The sequence below is a fragment of the Ruegeria sp. AO1 genome, assembly GCF_056535985.1.
The window spans coordinates 75,641-95,402 of sequence record NZ_JBQFJC010000003.1 but is presented as its reverse complement, the minus strand read 5'-3'; the positions used below and the strand labels follow the sequence as shown (position 1 = coordinate 95,402).

The following is a 19,762-nucleotide window of genomic DNA, read 5'->3' as shown; positions in this document are numbered from 1 at the left end:
TGCTTCAGGCTTTCACAAAATGGTGAAGAGAGAAAGCTTGTGAAACAAGAATTCAAGGGAATGTGACATAGCCCAATGGGTTCGAGATTTAGTTTCGCCGATCATTGCCTGTAAGCTGCGCGGCGCGTCGAACTTTCACGTCAGCCGCCATCCCACAACAGACCCGCGCACATCAAAATACAACCTGGGCTAGTCCTCCCAGCGAAACGCGTCGTTGTCCGCCTTCACCCGACCAATAGACGGCAAAGCGAAGTGGTTTCCCAGCACAATACATCCCGTTTCCGAGGCGCTTTCCAACAGTTTCCGACGGGATGTCACGGCCATCTCAGCATCGGAATCAAACATAAAATGCCACTCGGGATGCCAGCACTGGGCGGTTGTATGGATTGCATCACCTGTAATCAGAGCGCGCCGGTCGCCACTGGTGATTTCGACCGAGACATGACCTGGTGTTTGGCCTGGCGTGGGGATCAGAGTGACGGAATACACCCTGTCGCAGTCCTAAGGTTCACAGGAGGCCCGAGACAAAGTAGGTTTCTTGTGCAGAGGTAACGGCAATAGGCGTGGATCAGAATGGCGCGACAGCTCCCACTCGAAGGTAACAAGCCCTTTCTGGTTTACGCCGGCACTGGCACCGACCTGATTTTCAATCATGGAATTGAGCTTCCCGGTTTCGCGTCGTTTCCATTGCTGGAAGAACCTGGCACCAGGGTGATACTGGCCGGTCAAATGCAGGCTCTTGTCGATCTGGCCCGTGAAATGAATGTCGGATGCATCCTTGATGCGCCCACATGGATGGCGAACGCCGACCGGGCAGCGCCCTTGGGGTACGATGCAGAGCGGCTCGCCGAAGTAAACAAAGATGCGGTCAGTCTAATGGAAGACGTGCGCCAAGCTGCCGCTCGCGATGATGTACTGGTGTCGGCCTGCATCGGCCCGCGCCATGATCCTTACGCCGACATCCCGCCGGTACCCGTCGAAGATGCACGTCAATACCACGCCGCTCAAATGCACAGCCTGAAAGACACAAGCCTCGATCTGGTCACCGCTTATACATTCAACCGCCCAAGCGAGGCAGCGGGATGCATCCTCGCCGCCCGGGACGCTGAACTGCCGATCATCATGTCTCTGGTTGTTGAGACAGACGGGTGCCTGGCAGACGGGACCAAACTTGTGGACGGAATTGACCAGATCGACGCAGCAACCGACTCGGCGGCGCTGTTTTTTATGGTCAACTGCGCTCACCCTACCCATTTCGCCGGAGCGCTTGGCAACCACCCCCGGCTGAGAGGCCTTGTGGCGAACGCTTCGAGTTGCTCGCATGCGGAACTTGACGAAGCAGATGAGCTGGACGAAGGCGATCCAGCTGAACTTGGTAAACAGATTGCCGCGATTGCGAGGCAGAATCCGTCGATCCAAGTATTTGGAGGATGCTGCGGTACCGACATGCGCCATCTGAAATCGATGATCAGCGAACTAGCATAGCCAACTTGGTTCAATCTGAGCGATAACGCTGAGATCTAAGGTGATCCCGTAATTTCTTTCCACAACTTGTTAGGAGATCGGCCCTTTGCTGCCGTTGACCGAGGGCGCGCATCGCTGCGGTGCGGCCCACCAGACCGGACTTTAGCTGCGACTGCGAAATCCAGCGATCGACAAACTCACGCATCGCGGACCAAGTGTGAATTCGCCGCGCTTGTCGCGATGGCAGCTCGGTGCGCTTCGCTGACGTCAGAACAAGCGTGAAAATGTATCGATTCTCGCCTGGATTGAAATACCTTCAAAGACAACACCAAAGAAGTGAATCTTTGTTCAGACTAACATGTTGGGTCTGCTTCTAGGGGGGGATGCCCAATGACCGAGACCGGCAAAACAGTCCACACGCCAGTGGCGCTTCAATGCCAAGTTCGGTGTGAATTTAGGCGTTCGCACCATCAATGGTCATCGGGTTAGCGCTCCGATTTGACACCAATATATTCCGGCAGATAACGCGGCGGCATTGGCCCCTTGTTCCGCCCGCCCTGTTGAATCTGTTCCCAGCCATGAGACAAGACGCCAACCGAGCGGGAAAGACAGAACAATCCCCGGGAAAGCGGTGCCGGGAACCCCAATTCGCAAAAGATAACAGCCGTGGCCCCATCGATATTCATCGCGATATCGGCACCGCGCTTACGTCCGATTTCCGTCTGTATAGCTTCACCGATATCGGCAAATCGCCCTTCTACAGTGCCTGACATCGCGGCCTCGCGTACCAACGCCATCAATCGCGGTGCGCGGGGATCGACGGGCTTGTGGAAACGGTGGCCAAAACCCGAGACGATCTTGCCATTTTCCTCACACCAGGCGGCGATACCGTCGCGGACGGCAACTTCCTGTTCAGCGCCGTCATCCATCCGTTTGGCGACGTCGAAATAAAGCTCGGCGCATTGTTCACCGGCGCCGCCATGCACGTCACCCAACATGTTGACCCCGGTGGCCATGACGTTGTTGAGCCCCAGCCCACAGGTCGCGGCCATACGCGCTGCGGCTATCGATGGCGCCTGCGGACCATGATCCACGCCCGCCACCAGCGCGCATTCAAAAAGCGCCGCCTGTTCTGGCGTGGGCAAATTGCCGCGCACCATGAGCCAGATCATCTGAGCAAAGCTGACGTTTCCGATCAGGTCCTGGATCGGGTGGCCGCGAAAGGCGATCCGCCCCGGAGCCATGTCGATAATTTCGGTGCGCCACCAGTGGCAAATGGCATCGGCGTCATTGCGTCCTGCGGGGTCCGTCATATCGCGCCATCCTTTGCCAGTTTTTCAATGTCTTCCGGTGAAAGACCTAACTCGCTCCAGATTTGAGAGTTGTGCTGCCCCAATGTGGGCGGTGGTGCATCGACGGTGGGCGCGCTGCCGTCCAATTTGATCCCGGTCGTGGCAACCTGAATGTCGCGTCCGACGCCGGGGACGTTTTCAAACTGGTCGAGGAAACCGCGGTCTGCAACCTGCGGCATTTCCAATACTTCCGGCACTGTCAAAACCGCTCCTGATGGCACACCAATGCTATTGAGTTCCTTGGCCCAGTCGCGCGGTGACCGGGTCTTCAACACGGTCTCCAGCTCAGTTTTCAGAGCCAGCCTATTGCGTTTGCGATCCTCGCGCGTGGCATATTCAGGCCGCTCGCGCAGCGCGGCCAATCCCAGGTGGTCCGTCAGTAGCTCCCATTGCTGGTCTTTGTTTGCGGCAATGTTGATCAACCCGCCCTTCGCTTCAAACGCACCGGAAGGCGCCGAAGTGGGGTTTTCATTGCCATTGGCAGTCGGATTGACGCCGGCGATCAGATAGTTCGACACCACCCAGCCCATTGTCGCCAGCACCGATTCCAGCATCGACACATCAATAAAGGTGCCGCGCGGATTGGCGTTCAGAGCAGATGAAATCGCAAAGGCTGCGGTGATGCCCCCCACAGTGTCTGCCACCGGATATCCAACGCGCAGCGGCGCGCTGTCGCTATCCCCGGTGATCGACATCACACCCGAGGTTCCCTGTATGATCTGGTCATAAGCCGGGCGGCGTATCCACGGGCCCTCTTGGCCAAAGCCGGAGATAGCACAATAGATGAGGGTCGGATTGGCCTCTTTCAGGGTCTGGTAGCCCACGCCGAGGCGCGTCATGACGCCGGGCCGGAAGTTTTCAACCACGACATCTGCAGTTTCGACCAGTTTCAGAAAAATCTCTCGACCCCGTGGGTTCTTGAGGTTGACCGTGACCGATTTCTTGCCCGCGTTCTGGGCGAGAAAGGACACGCCCATGTTGACTTTGTTCAGCTCTGGGTCGGCCCCCAGTTGGCGGGCGAGATCGCCCCGACCGACGGCTTCGACCTTGATAACCTCGCCGCCCAGATGCGCCAGATGATGACAACAGAACGGACCGGCAAGGACATTGGTCAGATCAAGAACACGAATGCCCTTCAAAGGTGTCTGCGACATTATCCGCGCCCCGCGTGTACAACCTTGGCCGCCGTGAAAAACTCGCGGCAATAGCTGCCTTTTTCCGGTGCACCATAAGAGGATCCCTTTCGGCCCGTAAAGGGTGCGTGGAAATCCATGCCGGCGGTGGGCAGATTGACTTGTATCATGCCTGCTTCGGCGTTCTGCGAGAAGTGATCGATTTTGGCGGGATCCCGCGTGACAATTCCTGCGGACAATCCAAATTCGCAGTCGTTGGACGTGGCCAGGGCGGCGTCGTAATCCGGCACGCGTAACACGGCGGCGATGGGCCCAAAGATTTCGTCTCGTGCCACGGCTGCGTCGGGTGACACATCCGTAAACAACGCAGGCGCAAAGTAATGGCCGGTTGTTTTGGATTTGACCTCGCCACCACCTGCGGCAAGCGTTGCACCGTCATCCACAGCCTGAGACACGTATCGTTTGTCGATGGCGAGCTGCGCTTCACTGGCGACCGGACCAATCTGGGTTTCCGGAGCGCGCGCATCACCGATCCGAAGGTCTTTCATTGCCGCGCAAAGACGGTCAACAAATGCGTCGTGAATGCCCTCGGTCACAATCAGGCGGGAAGACGCTGTGCAGCGTTGTCCGGTTGAGAAAAAGCTGCCCTGAACGGCGCAGTGCACCGCCAGATCCAGATCGGCGTCATCCAGCACGATCAAGGGGTTCTTCCCCCCCATCTCCAGCTGCATTTTCGCTCCTCGCGCAAACAGCGCCGCCCCCATATGGCGACCGACGGGTGTGGAACCGGTGAATGTGACCCCGGACACCTTGGGGTGCGTAACGATTGCCTCCCCAACCTCACGGCCTTTTCCCATCACAAGGTTGAACACCCCCTCAGGCACGCCCGCACGGGCAATAATATCGGACAACATCCATGCCGATCCGGGCACCAGTTCGGCAGGTTTGAACACAACCGTATTGCCATAGGCCAGAGCGGGTGCGATTTTCCATGCGGGGATCGCCAGTGGGAAATTCCAGGGCGTGATTACGCCCACAACGCCGATTGGCTCGCGTACAACATTTAGCGACACACCTTCGCGCAGAGATTGGTAGGTGTCGCCGGTCGCACGATACGCCTCAGCCGCGAAATATTTGAACAAATGCCCGGCGCGATGCGCTTCGGCCTTGGCTTCGGGCAAGGTTTTGCCCTCTTCGCGGGCCAGCATATCGCCCAGCTCGTCTACACGGGCGAGGATTTCCGACCCGATCCGGTCGAGCGCTTCGAACCGGACCAGAGGCGATGTCTTGCGCCAATTCGGCAGGGCCGCGGCCGCGGCCTCGATTGCGTCAACCGTTTGATCGGCGCTTGCCCGGGCATACTCGCCGATCGTGTCGTTCAGGTCGGACGGGTTGACATTGGGGGCCGCGTCGCTGCTAGCAACCCATGATCCGGCGATAAAGTTGGCAAAGGGGTTTGCAGTCATAGCGCTTCCTCAAGAACTGGTCGCCACCCGATATCTTCATGCCGGTGGTCCACAGTATTCACGTAAAAATAGGTCGGGCCATGATAGCCCCTGCACACCCGCCCATCGGCCCGTCTGGCAACCGGTTCGGCGGTCCAGCTGACCGCGCCGAACCAGTTCCACAAACGGTTATGAGGCGAGGTCAGATGATCCGGGCAAAGCGGTGCTGTACTATTGGCCGGGTCCGGTTGCGGAGCGTTCAACGCCCCGCTGCCCCCCACCAGCGCATCCCATTCATTGGGGCGCGTCGCCCCCTGAAAAGGGTCACTACAGGGCGTATCCCCCCCCGTAAGCAACCGGCAGCGAAACAGGCGTCCATCAATCGACAGCTCTGTGCCATGGACATACCCCGCATCATCCAGATCCTGCCAGCTGACGCGGCTCATAAGCATCCGGTCGGCGACCATCAATCTTCTTCCACCGTCCTCAAATAGATGCCAGTTCAGGCGCAGGTTCGGGTCTTTGGGACTGTCGGTGAGCGCCCAGTTGTCCCAATTCGGGTCGCGTTCAAATTCCGGTAGGTTCCCGGGTTGCAGGCCCTCGTAAGGGCAAAGCGCTGACAGGTCTGTGATCCAGGGCCGTGTCGCGGGCGCAAGTGTTTTTCCTGCATGGGAAAACCCACCCAGCTGCTCTGTTCCTTTGTAGTCCATCATTGCTCTGTCACCGCCCCGGTCACAGGTTGTGTGCGGAAGCGACGCAGGATCCGGAACAACATTTCTGCAGCCAGAAATTCGGTACGCTCCGACGGATCAAGAGGAGGGGACACCTCAACAATATCCAGTCCACCCAACGGGGCCTCGGCCAGCCCATCCAGCAGATCGTAATACTGACGCGGTGTAATACCGCTATGAACGATTGAGCCGGTGCCGGGGAGGTAGCCAGCGTCCATCGCATCGATGTCGATTGACAGATACAGTTCGTCACATCCCTTCATGGCATGCTCCAACGCCTGACGAATTGCCTCTGCCGTCCCCAATTTATGTACGTCGCCAGCCGAAAACACCCGACCGCCCTGCTCTTCGATCAAGGCGAGTTCACCGCTGTCGACCCAACCGGTGATCCCGACCCAAACCATATTGGACACGTCGACATTGGGCAGTTCGGAAATCCGACGGGCATTGGTTGCGTGGTTATGGCTGCCCCACGCGCCAAGCCGGTCAGAGAAATCCAGATGACCGTCGATCTGGATATACCCAAAACGTGCATTTGGTGCGCGTTTGGCCAACCCACGGGAATAGCCAAGGCAGGCCGGGAAGCTATTATAGTGATCACCGCCCAGTGCCAGAGGGATCGCCCCTCCAACGCTCAGCGCCTCGGTCATTGCGGCAATGGCCTCGGTGGTTGCGTCTACATCCTCAGGGGTGATCACTGCATCCCCGCAATCCACGAGCCAGTCGCTGGCCGTTGCGCTTCTTTGGCCCGTATCTGGATCAAAACTGACCCCCTGCGGTCGCATGGATTGCAATACCGTCGTTGCCTTACGCAGCGCCTCGGGACCAAACCTGGTTCCGAGCCGGCTTGAATGTGTCCAATCGCTGGGCATACCCACCACACCGATTTGGCCCGGACGGACGTCGGCGGCATCGAGCAGAGGCCCATCAAACAGCCGATACCCCGGTTGTGCCAGAGGCGGGAGAAATGTCGTTATCGCTGCAGTCATGTCAGTACTTTTTCCTTGGAAGTTTGGCGGCGCGGAAAATCAATCCCAAAGCCGAGGCGCGCATAGATAAACGCCAGAAGAGCCGTGACCATCAGGCGTTGGCCAACCTTCACGACACCCATTCCGGGACGGTTCGGATTCAGACCGGTCAACATAATGGCGCTGACCTCGTGCCGTCCCAAAAGCTCAAGCCATTGCACCACCGTCGCAAGATCGCAGCCCCCCAAACGGGGCCGATCACAAAGCGCACTGAGCGATGTTTCAAACACCGAGAGATCAAACCGAACAAACAACGGCTTTGATGGATCCCGCCACTCTGAAAACGCGGCACGCTGCGCGGCAGTATCTCTATTTACCGGCGTGGTCGTTCCGTTCGGCAAGGGCGCAATATGAAAATCGCGCGCATCGGCTGGTGTACCGCCAAGCTGCACTGTCTGACAATGAGGGAGCGCGCTCCGCGCCGTCTCGGACATGCGATCTGATCCGCCCAAAAAGATTGCACAGGCGCCATTGTCGCTGATCTGACGCATGGCCGCCTTCAAGGCCGCGTGGATCGCATCTTCGGACCCCGGTGCAATATCTCCGAGATCACAAAGCCGCTCGTGCAGGCCATCGGTACTGATATCCTGACGCGCATCGATATCTACGGGGTGACTGAATTGTGGATTTGCGTGCCAACCGAAATAGACCGAGGTTTCGCGTAATGCACGCGGCGCCAGAGATTGCCCTGCATGAGGTGCGTTTGTATCTTCAAACGGGATGCCCAGTACGGCCAGATCTCCAGACCGGACGTCGCCGATTGCTTTGGTCTGAGAGCGCATGAACGACAGATGCCCTGCCATGCGCGGCAACGGGGCCGAACGTAGAGGCATCAGCCTGCTCCTTTCTCAAGACGAGCTGTGACCGCTTGCAGGATCGCCAGTGCAGCGCGGGTTTCAGCCTTGCCACGGTTGTCCAGTTCCGGGGCAAGCCCAAAAACCGCAGCCGCGATGGTATCGCCCGGGGTGGCGTCAATTTGCGCGATCATTTGTGCTGGTGACATTCCCGTCAGGCGATGCGGGTGCGATACCCATTTGCCCGCAAGCTCTTGTAAATCCACAGACAGGATGACCGGTTGGGTGCGGGGCAAATGGCTCACTGCGCCGCCATTGACCCCAATGATGGGAACATCCGCACCTGTGACCTGTCTTGCGGCGACGTCAAGCGCTTCCAAACCGCTGGAATCGCCGCCTACCAACACCATGCGGGCACCGGTTTCAAGAACCGATTCACATTGCGAGGCAACTGCGAGAAAATGCTTGTCAGGTTCTAGCGGAAAGACGTTCACGTCCCCAAGGTCAATTGCATTCGCGGGTGTTACTGTGGGGCAGGACGCATACCGAAGCTGGCGCGCGAGATAGCGTTGCCCTGCCGATGGCCGGGCGAGATTGTCACAAAAATAGCCTGCAATCGCGACCTGACCGGGCACGAGATCTTCCAGATCGCCAATGGATGCGCCCAGAAAACTGGGGATCGCGTCAAACTGTATTTGCGCCGCTTCACTCATTGTGCAACGCCGCGTTCAGGGTTTCGATCGCCGCCAGTTCCGACATTCCCCTGGTGTCGCGCGCAGGCGCAAGGCCGGTGATCACAATCGCCTGCCATTTACAGGACATGGCACCAATGACGGAAACCAGCGTTTCAGGTTTCATCCCGCCGGGATTTAGGCCGACGCTGCCAGCTGCATGCCCCAGATCAATGACCGATATGTCGATCCACAAGACAGCGCGCTCGGGCGTGTCAGAATAGTCGCCGTGCCCTTCATCCAACTGCCGCGCGGTGCGCCAATCCATCTTGCGCTGGCTGATCAGATCCCAGACACCAGCAGGTTGATCGCCGTTCAATCCCACCCAGATCGTGTTGGCTGTTCGCGTCGCGATATCACGCCGGGCCAACGGCATGGCCGCGACAACTGGCAGATCAGGCAAGGCCCCCAGCACACCCGAGGCGACATCAGACGCGCCACCCAAGACAACGGGTACAACACCGTGATCCACCATTTGCGTCACAAGTTGTTCCAACGCGGCAGGCCAATCCCCTGACAGGTCCAGATTGCCAAGATCCCGACCATCTACAGGCAGTCCGATCCCAAGTTGGGCAGTCATTTTGCGCAGCGCATCGGGTGCCAGAGAGGTGCCGGATCGGGGCCCGGTGTTAACTTCGCTCGGAACGCCCATAACCCCAACACAATCAGCCTTACATTGCGAATGAATGCCAAAAGGAAGGTCCGCATAACCAGCTGTTATCATTTGTTTCCGCGCGCTATTCATTGCCAGACGCCTTCGTTATTTGCGATTTCCAATTGCGCTCAAACCGGCTATAAAAAGCGACGGATTTGCGTCGAAAGGTCTGCCTATGCCCGACAAGCCCCGATCCCCTGACGCCAATGGTGGTGTCGAAGCGGTAGAGCGCGCATTGCGTGTGCTGGACATCTTTGAGCCGGGCGATGCAGGCCTCTCTTTGAAGGAGGTTGCGGACCGCAGCGGGGTCAACAAGGCGACAATTCTGCGTCTGAGCGTGTCGCTTGAAAAGTTTGGTCATATTACGCGAGACGCCGAGGGTCTGTTTCACCTCGGGCCGTCTTTGTGGCGTCTTGGATCCGTGTTTCGCCAAAACCTGCGGATGGGGCCAATTGTGCGACCGGTGCTTGCGAATTTGGTGAATGCGACCGGCGAAAGTGCGTCGTTTTATGTGCAACGCGGCAACTCTGGCGTGTGCCTCTACCGGGTCAATTCGCCAAGGCTTGCGCGGGATCACGTTCAGGAGGGCGAGATCATTCCGCTGAGCATGGGCTCTTCGGGTCAGGTGCTGGATGCTTATTCCATCCGGCAGGGAAAACAGGCGGCCAGCATCCGAAAGGCCGGGTATTATCTCAGCCTTGGTGAACGCGATCCTGACGTCGCCGGACTGTCGGTTCCTGTTCTTGGGTTCGAAGATGAATTGCTGGGCGCGATCAGCTTGTCCGGCCTGCGCGTCCGCTTCAATGACACAGCCGTCGAAAAGTATCGCGCGGCGGTCCTTGATGCCGCCCGCCAGATTCGGGTGGAGTTTGGCGAAAAATAAGACCCGCATCATTGTGCCTTGTCTTTCCGACGCCCGATCATCTGCACACCGATAAGCGCCGTGATGGACACGACAATCAGACAGGTCGAGATCGCCGCGATTGTCGGATCAAGCTGATCACGCAGTGAATTGAACATGCGCCGGGTGATTGTGGCGTTTTCCCCGCCCGAGACCAGCATCGAGATCACAACCTCGTCCAGCGACGTGATAAATGCCAGAAAAGCCCCTGTCTGGATCGAGAATTTCACCTGCGGTACGGTGATTGTCCACAATGCGTATGCACGGGACGCCCCTAAGCTGCGCGCTGCAAGCTCCTGATCGAAATCATAATTCTGCAATCCCGACATCACCGTCACGATCACGAATGGCAGCGCCAGCGCAGTATGGGCGATCACGATCCCGGTCAGTGTGTAATTGAGCCCCAGCTTGGCATAGAGGCTGAACACTCCAACAGCGATCAGGATCACTGGCACGACAATCGGCATGATCACAAGGATTTGAGCCGCGCTCCTGATACGAGGCGCAGAGCAATGCAGACCATAGGCACAAAGTGAGCCCAGGGGCGTCGCGATTGCCGTGGTCAGCGCCGCCGCGATCAGCGAGGTCTTTGTTGCGCTCATCCATTCCGGCGACGTGACATAGGCCACGTACCAGCGAAACGAGAGCGATGTCGGCGGGAATTCCAGATAGGATGCCCCCGAAAACGACATCGGGATAACGATCAGCGTGGGCAGGATGAGAAAGAACAGCACAGCAATGCCGACCACTGTCAGCCACAGGCCGTCGATTTTACGTTGTCCGACTTGTTCCATTTTCAGATCCTCAGCGCATAAACAGTTTGTCGAGCCCGAAGACACGGTTCATCAGCCAGATCATCGCCAGCGCCAGCAACAGCAGGACCACGCCCAGGGCTGATGCGGCCCCCCAGTTCGAATAGACTGTGATGGTGCTTTCGATACGCTGCGCCAGCATCTGAACCCGGCCACCGCCCAGCAAAGCCGGTGTGACAAAGAACCCAAGCGACAGGATGAAAACCAGCACGATGCCGGCAAAAAGGCCCGGCAGGGACATTGGGAAAAATACCCGCCAAAAGGCCCCGCGCGGGCTGGAACCAAGGCCCACGGCGGCTCGGACCAGGTCGCCGTCAATATTGCGCATAGTGGCGTAGAGCGGCAGAACCAAAAAAGGCAGCATGATATGCACCATGCCAATGATGGAGCCGGTCAGATTGTGCGCCAGTTGCAGCGGTTCTTCGATAATGCCAAGTGACATCAGCGACGAATTGATGATCCCATTGCGCTGCAAAAGCACCAGCCACGCATAGGTCCGCACCAGAACCGAGGTCCAGAAGGGGACCAGCACAAACACCATCAGAATGGCCGCTGTTTTGTTCGGCATCTTTGTCAGCCAGTAGCACAGCGGGTAGCCGAGAAGGACGCAAATCACCGTCACGGCAATGCTGATCTGAAACGTGACGACAAAGGTTCGCCGATAGAGAGCACTACTAAAGATGCGCGTGTAATTTTCCGTGCTCAGTTCGCCTGCCGCATTGAAAAACGACAGCGAAGACAGCCAGAAAATCGGCAGGAAGACGACGATCAAGATCGTCAAAACCGCAGGCATCGAAAGCCCAAGAAACGTCAGTTTTTCGCGGCGTTCTTCGGATTTGAGCGTGCTGGCATTCTGAAGAGTCCCAGCACCTTCATACGTCTCGGCGATACTCATGCCACATGTTCCGGTACGATGATCGTATCTTCGGGATGCAGGGCAAGGCCGATTTGCTCTCCCTTCGACGGCAACCCGGTTTGGCCCGCGCGATTGGCAGGCACACGCACATTGATCTGACCAGCGCTGTCGTGCTGAACGATCACTAGAACGCTGTCGCCCTGATAAATGATGTCATGCACTTGGCCGGACAGGTCATTGGCGGCGTCTGGCACCGCGCCTGCTGTGACTTCCAGCAACTCGGGCCGGATGATCAGACGATGGCCTCCGCTGCCCAGCGCAATAGGCGTATTGGATTTCAGAACGCGCTCGCCAAGCTGCGCCGTGTCATTCGCTACACTAACCGGCAGGGAAATGGATTCCCCGATAAAATCCGCCACAAAGAAACTATGCGGCTGGCGATAGAGCCGCTCAGGCGTCGCGATCTGTTCGATCCGCCCATGATTGACCACTGCAATCCGGTCCGACATCGTCAGGGCTTCGCGCTGGTCATGGGTCACGTAAACGACAGTTGCATCCAGCTTTTCATGCAGCGCCTTCAATTCGATTTGCATATGTTCGCGCAACTTCTTGTCGAGCGCTGACAACGGCTCATCCATCAGAATGATCTGCGGCTCAAAAACCATGGCGCGGGCAAGGGCCACGCGCTGTCTTTGTCCCCCGGATAATTGCGTGATGCGCCGGTCGCCATAACCGCCCAGCTGCACGGTCTCCAGCGCGCGCTCGGCGCGGGCCTTCTGATCGCTTTTGGACACCCCGCGAATTTTCAACGGATAAGCCACGTTTTCTGCGACCGTCATGAACGGAAACAACGCATAGCTTTGGAACACCATGCCAAGGCCGCGCTTGTGGGGCGGCGTTGCAATCATTTCCTGTTCGCCAAACCGGATCGACCCGCCATCAGGACGCACAAATCCGGCCAGCGCCATCAAAAGCGTCGTCTTGCCGGAGCCTGATGGCCCCAGCAATGTCAGGAACTCGCCCGCGGCGATGTTCAAAGACACGTCATTCAGCGCTTTGACCGATCCGTAGGCCTTGCACAGGTTGGATATATCGATGGGAAGGGAGTGGGCTGCAGGTGACATGGGGGCTCCTAACCTGACAAAAATGGGCGCAGCACAAGATGTGCCGCGCCCAGATATTTTTTACTGTTGGATCAGCGTGTCAAACTCTTCGGTCAACTCGCCCAGCTGGCCGATGTAAAAGTTCGGATCGACCAGAAGCTGCTTGCCATAGTTGTCGGGATGTGTGTTGACCTTCACTGCCATCTCATCCGAGATTATCCCGGTGCCGAAGGCACCCGAATTCACCGGACCCAACGGCATGGTCACCGCCAGCCTCGCCTGTGCTTCGGCGCTCAGCAATTCGTTGATAAGGCGCATCGCGTTGTCTTTATTCGGAGCCCCCTTGGGAACCAACAAGCAGTCCACGTCCATCGTGCCGCCATCAAAGGCATAGGCCACATCAATGCCCGACGCGATCACGCTTTCTACGCGGTTATGGCCCATATGGATCACGTCCACTTCGCCGTCACGCAGCAACTGCGCCGATTGCGACCCGCCGCGATACCAAACGGTAACTTCGGGGGCAATCTCACCCAGCTTGTCCCATGCGCGCGCCTTGCCCTCATTCGTGGCCAACGTGTCATAGATCTCGGCCATCGGCACACCATCCGCCATGAGCGCGGCTTCGAGGTTATAGTTCACCTTGCCGTGCATACCGCGCTTGCCGGGGAAGTTTTCCAGATCCCAGAACTCTGCCCAATTGGACGGGCCATTGTCGCCAAATGCATCCTTGCGATAGGCAATCACCTTGGTGAAGTTGATGAAGCCGATGTAATTGTCATGGATCAGCTCTTTCGGAATGCCTGTGGTGTCAACAATCGAATAGTCGATCGGCTCAAGGCTGCCTTCCCGGCTCAGGGTTTCACACGAAGGCAAATCCTGTTCTGTAACGTCCCATGCAACGGCACCCGCCGTGATCTGCGCGCGCACGTCCTGAATGCCGTTTGTCGTATCTTCCTTGACAGTGATATTCAGCGCACCAGCGGCAGGTTCCAGCATGGCTGAGCGCAAGGCATCCTGAAACGAGCCTCCCCAGGACGCAAACACGACCTCTCCCTCGGCAAAGGCAGGCGAAGCAATGGCCAGGCCACCTGCCACTAGCGCCGTGGTGAGCTTCAGTTTTTGGTTATCTTTCATCATGTCAGGCTCCTCCCGAACTGTTGGTTGGTTTGTGGCTTCGCGACATGCGCGGCTCCACATAATCATTCGCAATCGTTTCATCTAGCAAAACGTCATTTCAGTTTTACTAGAGCTGATGTTGGAATTGGTCAAGGATTCTTTTGCCCCGTAGGATTCACACTCCCGTTTCCTGAGCATCAGAGCCTGGAAAATCTCGCAATTCGCGCATTGGTGCAGCATTCATCTGGGTTCGATCTTGCACATATGGCGTCTGAAGCGATCTTCGTCTGACCCGAAGTTAACTGCCACCGATTGAAGCATTTGGTGGAACGTGCGGACCGCAAACTCTCACTCGCTTTGCGTTGATCCGCGAATTTGAGTGGCAGCTTCTTGACAGTATGCGCCAATTGATCCTGACGACAGAATTGGTCAATTTGGGCTCAGCCCCGACCTCGGATGCGACGCAGCATCCCGTGATATGGAGGCATCGTCAACGTCAGGTTGTCGTTGTGGGAGGGCATGGCGGATCGGAGGATCAGTCATGGAAACACCAAACTTACCGGCCATTCGTGCGCTTCGCCCGGCTTGGAACAAAGGGCGCATCGTTGGGCAAAAACGGCCACTGAAACCAAAACACGTCTGGGCAATCCGTGTTCGACTTGAACTCGCCGAGAACCATCGGGACCTGGCGCTGTTCAATATGGCAATCGACAGCAAACTGCGTGGCTGCGATCTCGTGAAGATGAAAGTCGTCGACGTGATGGCGTCCGGCCAGATCAAGGAACGAGCTTCGGTGTTGCAAAGCAAAACGCAGAAGCCGGTTCGTTTTGAAATCTCCGAAGGCACACGCGCCTCGGTTGAAAAGTGGATGGAAGATGAGCTCATGGTCGGCTCGGAGTACCTATGGCCGGGTCGTTTCCATGAACGCTTGCACATCTCGACACGCCAGTACGCCCGGATCGTCCGGGATTGGGTCACGTCGATCGGTCTGGAGGCCAGTGCATACGGAACGCATTCGATGCGGAGGACAAAAGTCACACAGATCTACAAGAAGACCGGCAACCTGCGGGCGGTCCAGCTGCTACTTGGGCACACCAAGATGGACAGCACCGTCCGGTATCTCGGTGTTGAGCTGGAAGATGCGCTTGCGATCGCAGAGGCCATTGAAATCTAACAACTTGGGCCGTCTTCGCGGACGGCCCAAACAAGACCTTGGCGAAATCTGCGGCGAACAGCGACGAGGAGCCCAGAGCGACGGTCTTCTTGCGGAGCAGGCAAGGACATCGCTTTAAAGTTTCAACTGACACGGCGTATTAGAAAATTCAGAAAAAACTGCCCGTCAATCCTGCGCGGCTCGTAGACAAGCCTTCTTCCTGGCGAAAGTCCTTCGGGCAGTTTGACGCTTATATTGACCTTATAGGGTGTCGCCTGCCCGAAATGCGAACTCAATGTGAAGCGCAATTTCAACTGACCGGAGTCATCGAATTTGCCAGTGAAGTCCCTAAACCAAGGCCCTTCGGCCGCAAAGCCTTGGGCAGATAGCAAGGTCAGCTTGTCTCCATTGCGATTGATGCGCAAGGCTGCAAGTGGCTCGATTTTTCCGGGGAAATAGGCCTTGTCGGGCCGACTGGTTGTTTGCCAATAATCATCGTCCCATCTGCGTCTGATTAAGACAATGTAGTCACCATCAAAAGTCGCGAAAGACGGCGCGACCAACTGATTACAGACTCTTCCTTGCTCTCCTCGAAGTGCGGCAAGAGTTTCACTGGTCTCGAGGCTCTCAGGCGTCAGTCCAAGATTCTCTCTAGCGCTGATATACCGAGAGAAAGCAGATCTCGTGCGTGGGCCCGCAACACCGTCCGCTGTGCCAGCGCTGCAGCCAACGCGATTTAGCTCAGTTTGTATATCACGGATCAGGCTGCGCGTCTCTGTATCATCCTTCGCGCTTTGAGGCGATGTCGGCACAAGAGCTGCTACTTTGTCTCGCGCAGTACTACTGTTGCCCGGCACTTCGTCCTTCTGGTGCTCAGCAAGCAAGTCGTCCCGCAACGAAAGGGCGAGCGCGACTGCAAAATGATCCCTTTCGCCTTCGTATCGCTCCAGAAACATCTCGATCGCATCAAGCCTTCCGAGCGAACGCGCAAGTTCAAAGTCCGCATAAATCTGGTCTTCGACACGCTCAATTTCTTCCTCTGGCGTCGAGCCTGCAGCCGCATCTGGAACAAGAAAAATGTCTCTGGCGGGAAGCGAGCCATAAGTAAATGGCTCCTGATAGCCTTCTGTCAGAGTGTAAACCCTGTCGCGGACTCGCCGAAACAACTTGCCAATCTCAAGTCCGGGTTCCTCGATGTGGTTGAGCAGAGCCTGAGCATAGGGGCTGTTGCGGCCATCGCCGTCAAGCGCCAGCGTTCCGCTCCTTGCAGCATATCCAACCAACACACCTCCCGGATCGATACGTGCAAGTCCGCGTCCAATTGAGCGGGTGCTGTTTGTGCGCTCCATAGTCGCGAGGAATGGATTGTTGCGGCAGGCGTCAACCAACACGATCTTCAAGCCGGGTGCGCCCGCGATGGAGCTAATCAATGTGTTGAGGCGGATTGCCTCGAGTTCGATGTCACGGTCGCTCCGCAGTTCCGCACTGACAGGGATCAGGAAGTTCGTGTTGTCCAACTCGATGCCGTGGCCGGCGAAGTATACGATGACCGACTCGGCGTTTTTTGCCTTTTCTCCAAAGTCACGTATGGCAAGGCGCATGTCGCGGTAATCCAGATCAAGACCTGTTGTGACCTCAAACCCGATCCTGCGCAATGCCTCTGCAATGTCGATCGCATCATTCGACGGGTTTTTGAGATTGCTGACATGTTGGTAGTTCGCATTGCCAATTACCAAGGCAACTTTGTCCGCCAGCACCATCGCAGGCAGAAAACAAAACACAACTGAGAACAGGATACGCTTCATGTGAAATATCGCCGTTAACGCGTCTACCATATGAACGTTTCCACACTTTCGGAATTCAATCAATATGACCGGCGTGGACAAGCTCTAGCTCGGCTTAGGCCGCATAGCGGAGTTCGGGATTGACACGACGAAGGTTCGTTTCCCGCCCATTGCGCCAGTTTCGGCATGGACCATTCATATGAAGTACGAACTCGGAGCCGCCTTGCGGCGGGACAGAAAGATGCTCGCTTGGGAAGCTATCTAAACGTCAGCTTCCGCATTTCCTGCGAGCATGCGTAGCGACTGCAGCGAACTTCCACTTCCCGCGCTTCGTGCCGTACTTCAGCCCCCTACCCGTCCCGATCTAGCTTTAACCAATATCGCGTGTACCGGAGTTCACCCGTTCGGATCAAAGCGCCCTTCTCTACCAGGTTCTGGAGATCCCGCGTTGCTGTGGCGCGCGATGTTCCCGTGATCGAGATATAGTTCTCAGCGCTCAATCCCCCTGTGAACCCATCCGGCCCAGCCTTGAACAAACGGGCGATTACCTTGCTTTGGCGAGTGTTGAACTGATCACGGTACCGATCATAGAAGTGCGTCTTGGAAATAAAGAAACCAACCCGCTCAAGCGTCACCTGCTGTGCTGTAAGGACAGTTTCGGCAAACCAGACGAGCCACGGTGTGACTTCCAGCGTCTTTTGATGGCGTTCGAGTTGGTCGTAGTAAGCCTTCCGCTCTCGCTCGATCGTGAAAGCAAGGGCAATCAGACTTGGCTGACCGATATTCTGGGCCAAGGACTTTTCAGCCAGCGCCCTACCCAACCGGCCATTGCCGTCCTCAAAGGGATGAATGCTCTCGAAATACAGATGGCTCAAACCGGCCCGGATCAGTGCGCGCAATGGTTCGGGACCATCCGGTGCGGTCCGGTTGAACCAGGCTACGAACTGGTCCATTTCAGCCGGAACCTGATGTGAAGGTGGAGCTTCGAAATGCACCGTTGGGCGGTCGAGCCTGCCTGAGACGATTTGCATCGCATCCTCATGGCTCCGGTATGATCCAATCGTTTCCAGATGCCTGTCATGGGACAGAAGCATGTCATGCCACCGAAACAGGGTGTCGTGTGACAGTGGTTCCGAATAGTTGGAATAAACATCCACCATCATTTCAGAAACGCCCTGCTCGCGCGGTTTGGATGGATAGCTGTCGGGAGCCAGTCCAAGATGTCGGCGCAAGGAAGATTGCACGCTGAGACGATCCAGCATCTCACCTTCGATCGCGCTGGTCTTCATTGCTTCTTCGCTTAGCAGGTCGATACGCAATTGATCTCGATCCGATGTGTTCACATGATGAACCGCTCCAAGAACTTCCCCTGAGGACAACAGGAACTGTTGCTCGTATGGTTCGAGTCTTGCGGCGTCGTAACGAAAGGTAGGCCAGTCAGGGTTCTGCCAGTTCCACATCGTGAGGTATAAGCTTCCTTTCTATAACTCACTATTTATGGTTGCGTGATTTATAGAGGTCAATCCTATAGCTCACCTTTTTCAGACCCTTCGATCCAGTCATCACTTGGAGGTGTAATCTGAAAACGGTAAATTTCATCCTGTTTCCCCAAATTTACGTAGCATTGGATGTCCGCGAGAGCATTGCCTTTGGAGACAATTCGCCCTTTTCGATCTTGGCCAGCAACGAAATCAGGTAAGCCCCTGGAGATTGTATGTTCTCAGCACGTTGAAAGATGTATCCGAGAACAATGAAGCGAATAGCTGGGCCAAAAGTTGATTTCATTGCATACCAGGTTTGGCCAAGCCGTAGATACTCGGCGATATCATCCATAAGCCGATCACAGTGGTGCTGATCTTTTGCAAAGCGTAGTTCTGAGCATAGCCGTGGAAAACTGCGCTCCATTTGGTCTGGAGAAACCTGAATCTGAGAAAGCTTTTCTTTCTTAACTTCCGGATTCAAAGAGTCCTCTTTGTGCCCCTCAATTTCACTGTCACTGGCCCTCAAATTTTCTGTATCAGTCTGTGTTATCTCGGAGATTTCCACAGAGATTTCTGCCAACAGCTCGCTGAGTACATTCGCATCTGGTTTGCGACGCAGAGCATTGCGTACGGTGGTCACCAAATCAGAGATCGCGGTGTCATTTGCTACGAGTTCCTTAAGGCGCGCCAGAGCGGCGGAAACTTTGTCACGGAGTACAGTGAACTCGAGAACGCGATCAGCATGCCTCTGGGCTTCCTGAATGAACTCAGCGTGCCGTTCAGACAAAGGCATCAAGGAGAGCCCAGTTGCGGTGACCACCCTGCCCTGGCGATCCCGGCGCGCCCATCGCTTACCGTTTGCGCTCATGACGCGGCGGATAAGTCCAAGGTCCACCAGCGTCGAGATATGACGCTCAACTGTCTGCACGCTGACATGAGTTCGTTTGGCTATCGCCGCGTTGGACGCGAAACAGATGTGATGATCATCCTGGTCCGCAGCAATCTGATCACCGCCCATAAAGGAAACCATCGCTCTCAGGACATTGAGAGTTGTGGATTTTAACCCAAGAGGTTCTCTGGCCTCTTCAACGGCGCGAAGAAGTATCCATTTTTTGGGCGTACTGTTCCCCTGCCCTGCCGTTCCCGACAAGGTCGCTCCAATTGGAGCCAATGCTGTTAGTGTTTTCATGATTATCTATCGGCAGACAAAAATTACCCGT

General features: G+C 56.5%; 19 protein-coding genes. 3 read left to right on the top strand and 16 right to left on the bottom strand.

The features are described from left to right. Positions 1-189: 189 nt before the first annotated feature. Complete coding sequence (locus ACR3FB_RS23785) at positions 190-489, bottom strand: MBL fold metallo-hydrolase (RefSeq protein WP_170417797.1); 300 nt, start codon at positions 487-489, stop codon at positions 190-192. Between the two features lie 84 nt (positions 490-573). Between ACR3FB_RS23785 and ACR3FB_RS23780 the strand changes: the two genes are divergently transcribed. After that, a complete protein-coding gene (locus ACR3FB_RS23780; RefSeq protein ID WP_170417800.1) occupies positions 574-1,485 on the top strand; it encodes a homocysteine S-methyltransferase family protein in 912 nt (303 codons plus the stop codon). A 464-nt stretch (positions 1,486-1,949) separates the two neighbouring features. Here ACR3FB_RS23780 and ACR3FB_RS23775 read toward each other — a convergent pair whose 3' ends face one another. The 8 genes from ACR3FB_RS23775 to ACR3FB_RS23740 are packed head-to-tail and all read right to left on the bottom strand — an operon-like array spanning position 1,950 to position 9,330. Further along, positions 1,950-2,777, bottom strand: a complete 828-nt coding sequence (locus ACR3FB_RS23775) for a citryl-CoA lyase (RefSeq protein ID WP_170417803.1) — start codon at positions 2,775-2,777, stop codon at positions 1,950-1,952. Further along, complete coding sequence (locus ACR3FB_RS23770; RefSeq protein ID WP_170417806.1) at positions 2,774-3,970, bottom strand: CaiB/BaiF CoA transferase family protein; 1,197 nt, start codon at positions 3,968-3,970, stop codon at positions 2,774-2,776. The genes ACR3FB_RS23775 and ACR3FB_RS23770 overlap by 4 nt, the downstream gene beginning before the upstream one ends. Next, on the bottom strand, positions 3,970-5,415 hold the full coding sequence (locus ACR3FB_RS23765) for an aldehyde dehydrogenase family protein (RefSeq protein ID WP_170417809.1): 1,446 nt from the start codon (positions 5,413-5,415) through the stop codon (positions 3,970-3,972). The genes ACR3FB_RS23770 and ACR3FB_RS23765 overlap by 1 nt, the downstream gene beginning before the upstream one ends. Then, a complete protein-coding gene (locus tag ACR3FB_RS23760; RefSeq protein WP_170417812.1) occupies positions 5,412-6,107 on the bottom strand; it encodes a hypothetical protein in 696 nt (231 codons plus the stop codon). Before ACR3FB_RS23760 ends, ACR3FB_RS23765 begins: the two co-directional genes overlap by 4 nt. After that, positions 6,104-7,114: an agmatinase family protein gene (locus tag ACR3FB_RS23755; RefSeq protein WP_170417815.1), complete on the bottom strand. Its 1,011-nt coding sequence runs from the start codon at positions 7,112-7,114 to the stop codon at positions 6,104-6,106. The genes ACR3FB_RS23760 and ACR3FB_RS23755 overlap by 4 nt, the downstream gene beginning before the upstream one ends. Further along, positions 7,111-7,986: an arginase family protein gene (locus ACR3FB_RS23750; protein WP_170417818.1), complete on the bottom strand. Its 876-nt coding sequence runs from the start codon at positions 7,984-7,986 to the stop codon at positions 7,111-7,113. The genes ACR3FB_RS23755 and ACR3FB_RS23750 overlap by 4 nt, the downstream gene beginning before the upstream one ends. Then, positions 7,986-8,660 (bottom strand): hypothetical protein, encoded by a 675-nt coding sequence (locus ACR3FB_RS23745; RefSeq protein WP_170417821.1) that lies wholly within the window; start codon positions 8,658-8,660, stop codon positions 7,986-7,988. Before ACR3FB_RS23745 ends, ACR3FB_RS23750 begins: the two co-directional genes overlap by 1 nt. Then, complete coding sequence (locus tag ACR3FB_RS23740) at positions 8,653-9,330, bottom strand: arginase family protein (RefSeq protein WP_170474326.1); 678 nt, start codon at positions 9,328-9,330, stop codon at positions 8,653-8,655. The genes ACR3FB_RS23745 and ACR3FB_RS23740 overlap by 8 nt, the downstream gene beginning before the upstream one ends. Before the next feature lie 178 nt (positions 9,331-9,508). On the opposite strand from ACR3FB_RS23740, the gene ACR3FB_RS23735 reads away from it, so the two are divergent. Further along, positions 9,509-10,216, top strand: a complete 708-nt coding sequence (locus ACR3FB_RS23735; RefSeq protein ID WP_170417827.1) for an IclR family transcriptional regulator — start codon at positions 9,509-9,511, stop codon at positions 10,214-10,216. Positions 10,217-10,224: 8 nt separating this feature from the next. Here ACR3FB_RS23735 and ACR3FB_RS23730 read toward each other — a convergent pair whose 3' ends face one another. Genes ACR3FB_RS23730 through ACR3FB_RS23715 form a run of 4 tightly spaced genes read right to left on the bottom strand, consistent with a single transcriptional unit; the run spans position 10,225 to position 14,145 of the window. After that, positions 10,225-11,028 (bottom strand): ABC transporter permease, encoded by an 804-nt coding sequence (locus ACR3FB_RS23730; protein ID WP_170417829.1) that lies wholly within the window; start codon positions 11,026-11,028, stop codon positions 10,225-10,227. 10 nt (positions 11,029-11,038) lie between these two features. Next, the gene (locus tag ACR3FB_RS23725; RefSeq protein ID WP_170417832.1) at positions 11,039-11,941 is read right to left on the bottom strand and encodes an ABC transporter permease; all 903 of its coding nucleotides are present in this window, start codon (positions 11,939-11,941) and stop codon (positions 11,039-11,041) included. Further along, positions 11,938-13,026 (bottom strand): ABC transporter ATP-binding protein, encoded by a 1,089-nt coding sequence (locus ACR3FB_RS23720; RefSeq protein ID WP_170417835.1) that lies wholly within the window; start codon positions 13,024-13,026, stop codon positions 11,938-11,940. Before ACR3FB_RS23720 ends, ACR3FB_RS23725 begins: the two co-directional genes overlap by 4 nt. 60 nt (positions 13,027-13,086) lie before the next feature. After that, the gene (locus tag ACR3FB_RS23715) at positions 13,087-14,145 is read right to left on the bottom strand and encodes an ABC transporter substrate-binding protein (RefSeq protein ID WP_170417838.1); all 1,059 of its coding nucleotides are present in this window, start codon (positions 14,143-14,145) and stop codon (positions 13,087-13,089) included. Positions 14,146-14,665: 520 nt separating this feature from the next. On the opposite strand from ACR3FB_RS23715, the gene ACR3FB_RS23710 reads away from it, so the two are divergent. Continuing rightward, positions 14,666-15,298 (top strand): tyrosine-type recombinase/integrase, encoded by a 633-nt coding sequence (locus ACR3FB_RS23710; RefSeq protein ID WP_093037018.1) that lies wholly within the window; start codon positions 14,666-14,668, stop codon positions 15,296-15,298. Between the two features lie 122 nt (positions 15,299-15,420). On the opposite strand, the gene ACR3FB_RS23705 is transcribed toward ACR3FB_RS23710, so the two are convergent. The 3 genes from ACR3FB_RS23705 to ACR3FB_RS23695 all read right to left on the bottom strand — a co-directional run bounded on the left by ACR3FB_RS23705 (position 15,421) and on the right by ACR3FB_RS23695 (position 19,731). Further along, positions 15,421-17,082: a caspase family protein gene (locus tag ACR3FB_RS23705; RefSeq protein ID WP_170417841.1), complete on the bottom strand. Its 1,662-nt coding sequence runs from the start codon at positions 17,080-17,082 to the stop codon at positions 15,421-15,423. A gap of 329 nt (positions 17,083-17,411) precedes the next feature. Further along, entirely contained in the window at positions 17,412-18,521 is a 1,110-nt protein-coding gene (locus ACR3FB_RS23700) for a Fic family protein (RefSeq protein WP_170417844.1), read from the bottom strand. Between the two features lie 154 nt (positions 18,522-18,675). Then, on the bottom strand, positions 18,676-19,731 hold the full coding sequence (locus tag ACR3FB_RS23695) for a helix-turn-helix domain-containing protein (protein ID WP_170417847.1): 1,056 nt from the start codon (positions 19,729-19,731) through the stop codon (positions 18,676-18,678). Positions 19,732-19,762: the final 31 nt, after the last annotated feature.

Coding starts and splice junctions, on each gene's coding strand:
- ACR3FB_RS23780 (WP_170417800.1), top strand. CDS start 574: ATGGCGCGACAGCTCCCACTCGAAGGTAACAAGCCCTTTCTGGTTTAC.
- ACR3FB_RS23775 (WP_170417803.1), bottom strand. CDS start 2,777: ATGACGGACCCCGCAGGACGCAATGACGCCGATGCCATTTGCCACTGG.
- ACR3FB_RS23770 (WP_170417806.1), bottom strand. CDS start 3,970: ATGTCGCAGACACCTTTGAAGGGCATTCGTGTTCTTGATCTGACCAAT.
- ACR3FB_RS23765 (WP_170417809.1), bottom strand. CDS start 5,415: ATGACTGCAAACCCCTTTGCCAACTTTATCGCCGGATCATGGGTTGCT.
- ACR3FB_RS23760 (WP_170417812.1), bottom strand. CDS start 6,107: ATGATGGACTACAAAGGAACAGAGCAGCTGGGTGGGTTTTCCCATGCA.
- ACR3FB_RS23755 (WP_170417815.1), bottom strand. CDS start 7,114: ATGACTGCAGCGATAACGACATTTCTCCCGCCTCTGGCACAACCGGGG.
- ACR3FB_RS23750 (WP_170417818.1), bottom strand. CDS start 7,986: ATGCCTCTACGTTCGGCCCCGTTGCCGCGCATGGCAGGGCATCTGTCG.
- ACR3FB_RS23745 (WP_170417821.1), bottom strand. CDS start 8,660: ATGAGTGAAGCGGCGCAAATACAGTTTGACGCGATCCCCAGTTTTCTG.
- ACR3FB_RS23740 (WP_170474326.1), bottom strand. CDS start 9,330: ATGGGCGTTCCGAGCGAAGTTAACACCGGGCCCCGATCCGGCACCTCT.
- ACR3FB_RS23735 (WP_170417827.1), top strand. CDS start 9,509: ATGCCCGACAAGCCCCGATCCCCTGACGCCAATGGTGGTGTCGAAGCG.
- ACR3FB_RS23730 (WP_170417829.1), bottom strand. CDS start 11,028: ATGGAACAAGTCGGACAACGTAAAATCGACGGCCTGTGGCTGACAGTG.
- ACR3FB_RS23725 (WP_170417832.1), bottom strand. CDS start 11,941: ATGAGTATCGCCGAGACGTATGAAGGTGCTGGGACTCTTCAGAATGCC.
- ACR3FB_RS23720 (WP_170417835.1), bottom strand. CDS start 13,026: ATGTCACCTGCAGCCCACTCCCTTCCCATCGATATATCCAACCTGTGC.
- ACR3FB_RS23715 (WP_170417838.1), bottom strand. CDS start 14,145: ATGATGAAAGATAACCAAAAACTGAAGCTCACCACGGCGCTAGTGGCA.
- ACR3FB_RS23710 (WP_093037018.1), top strand. CDS start 14,666: ATGGAAACACCAAACTTACCGGCCATTCGTGCGCTTCGCCCGGCTTGG.
- ACR3FB_RS23705 (WP_170417841.1), bottom strand. CDS start 17,082: ATGAAGCGTATCCTGTTCTCAGTTGTGTTTTGTTTTCTGCCTGCGATG.
- ACR3FB_RS23700 (WP_170417844.1), bottom strand. CDS start 18,521: ATGTGGAACTGGCAGAACCCTGACTGGCCTACCTTTCGTTACGACGCC.
- ACR3FB_RS23695 (WP_170417847.1), bottom strand. CDS start 19,731: ATGAAAACACTAACAGCATTGGCTCCAATTGGAGCGACCTTGTCGGGA.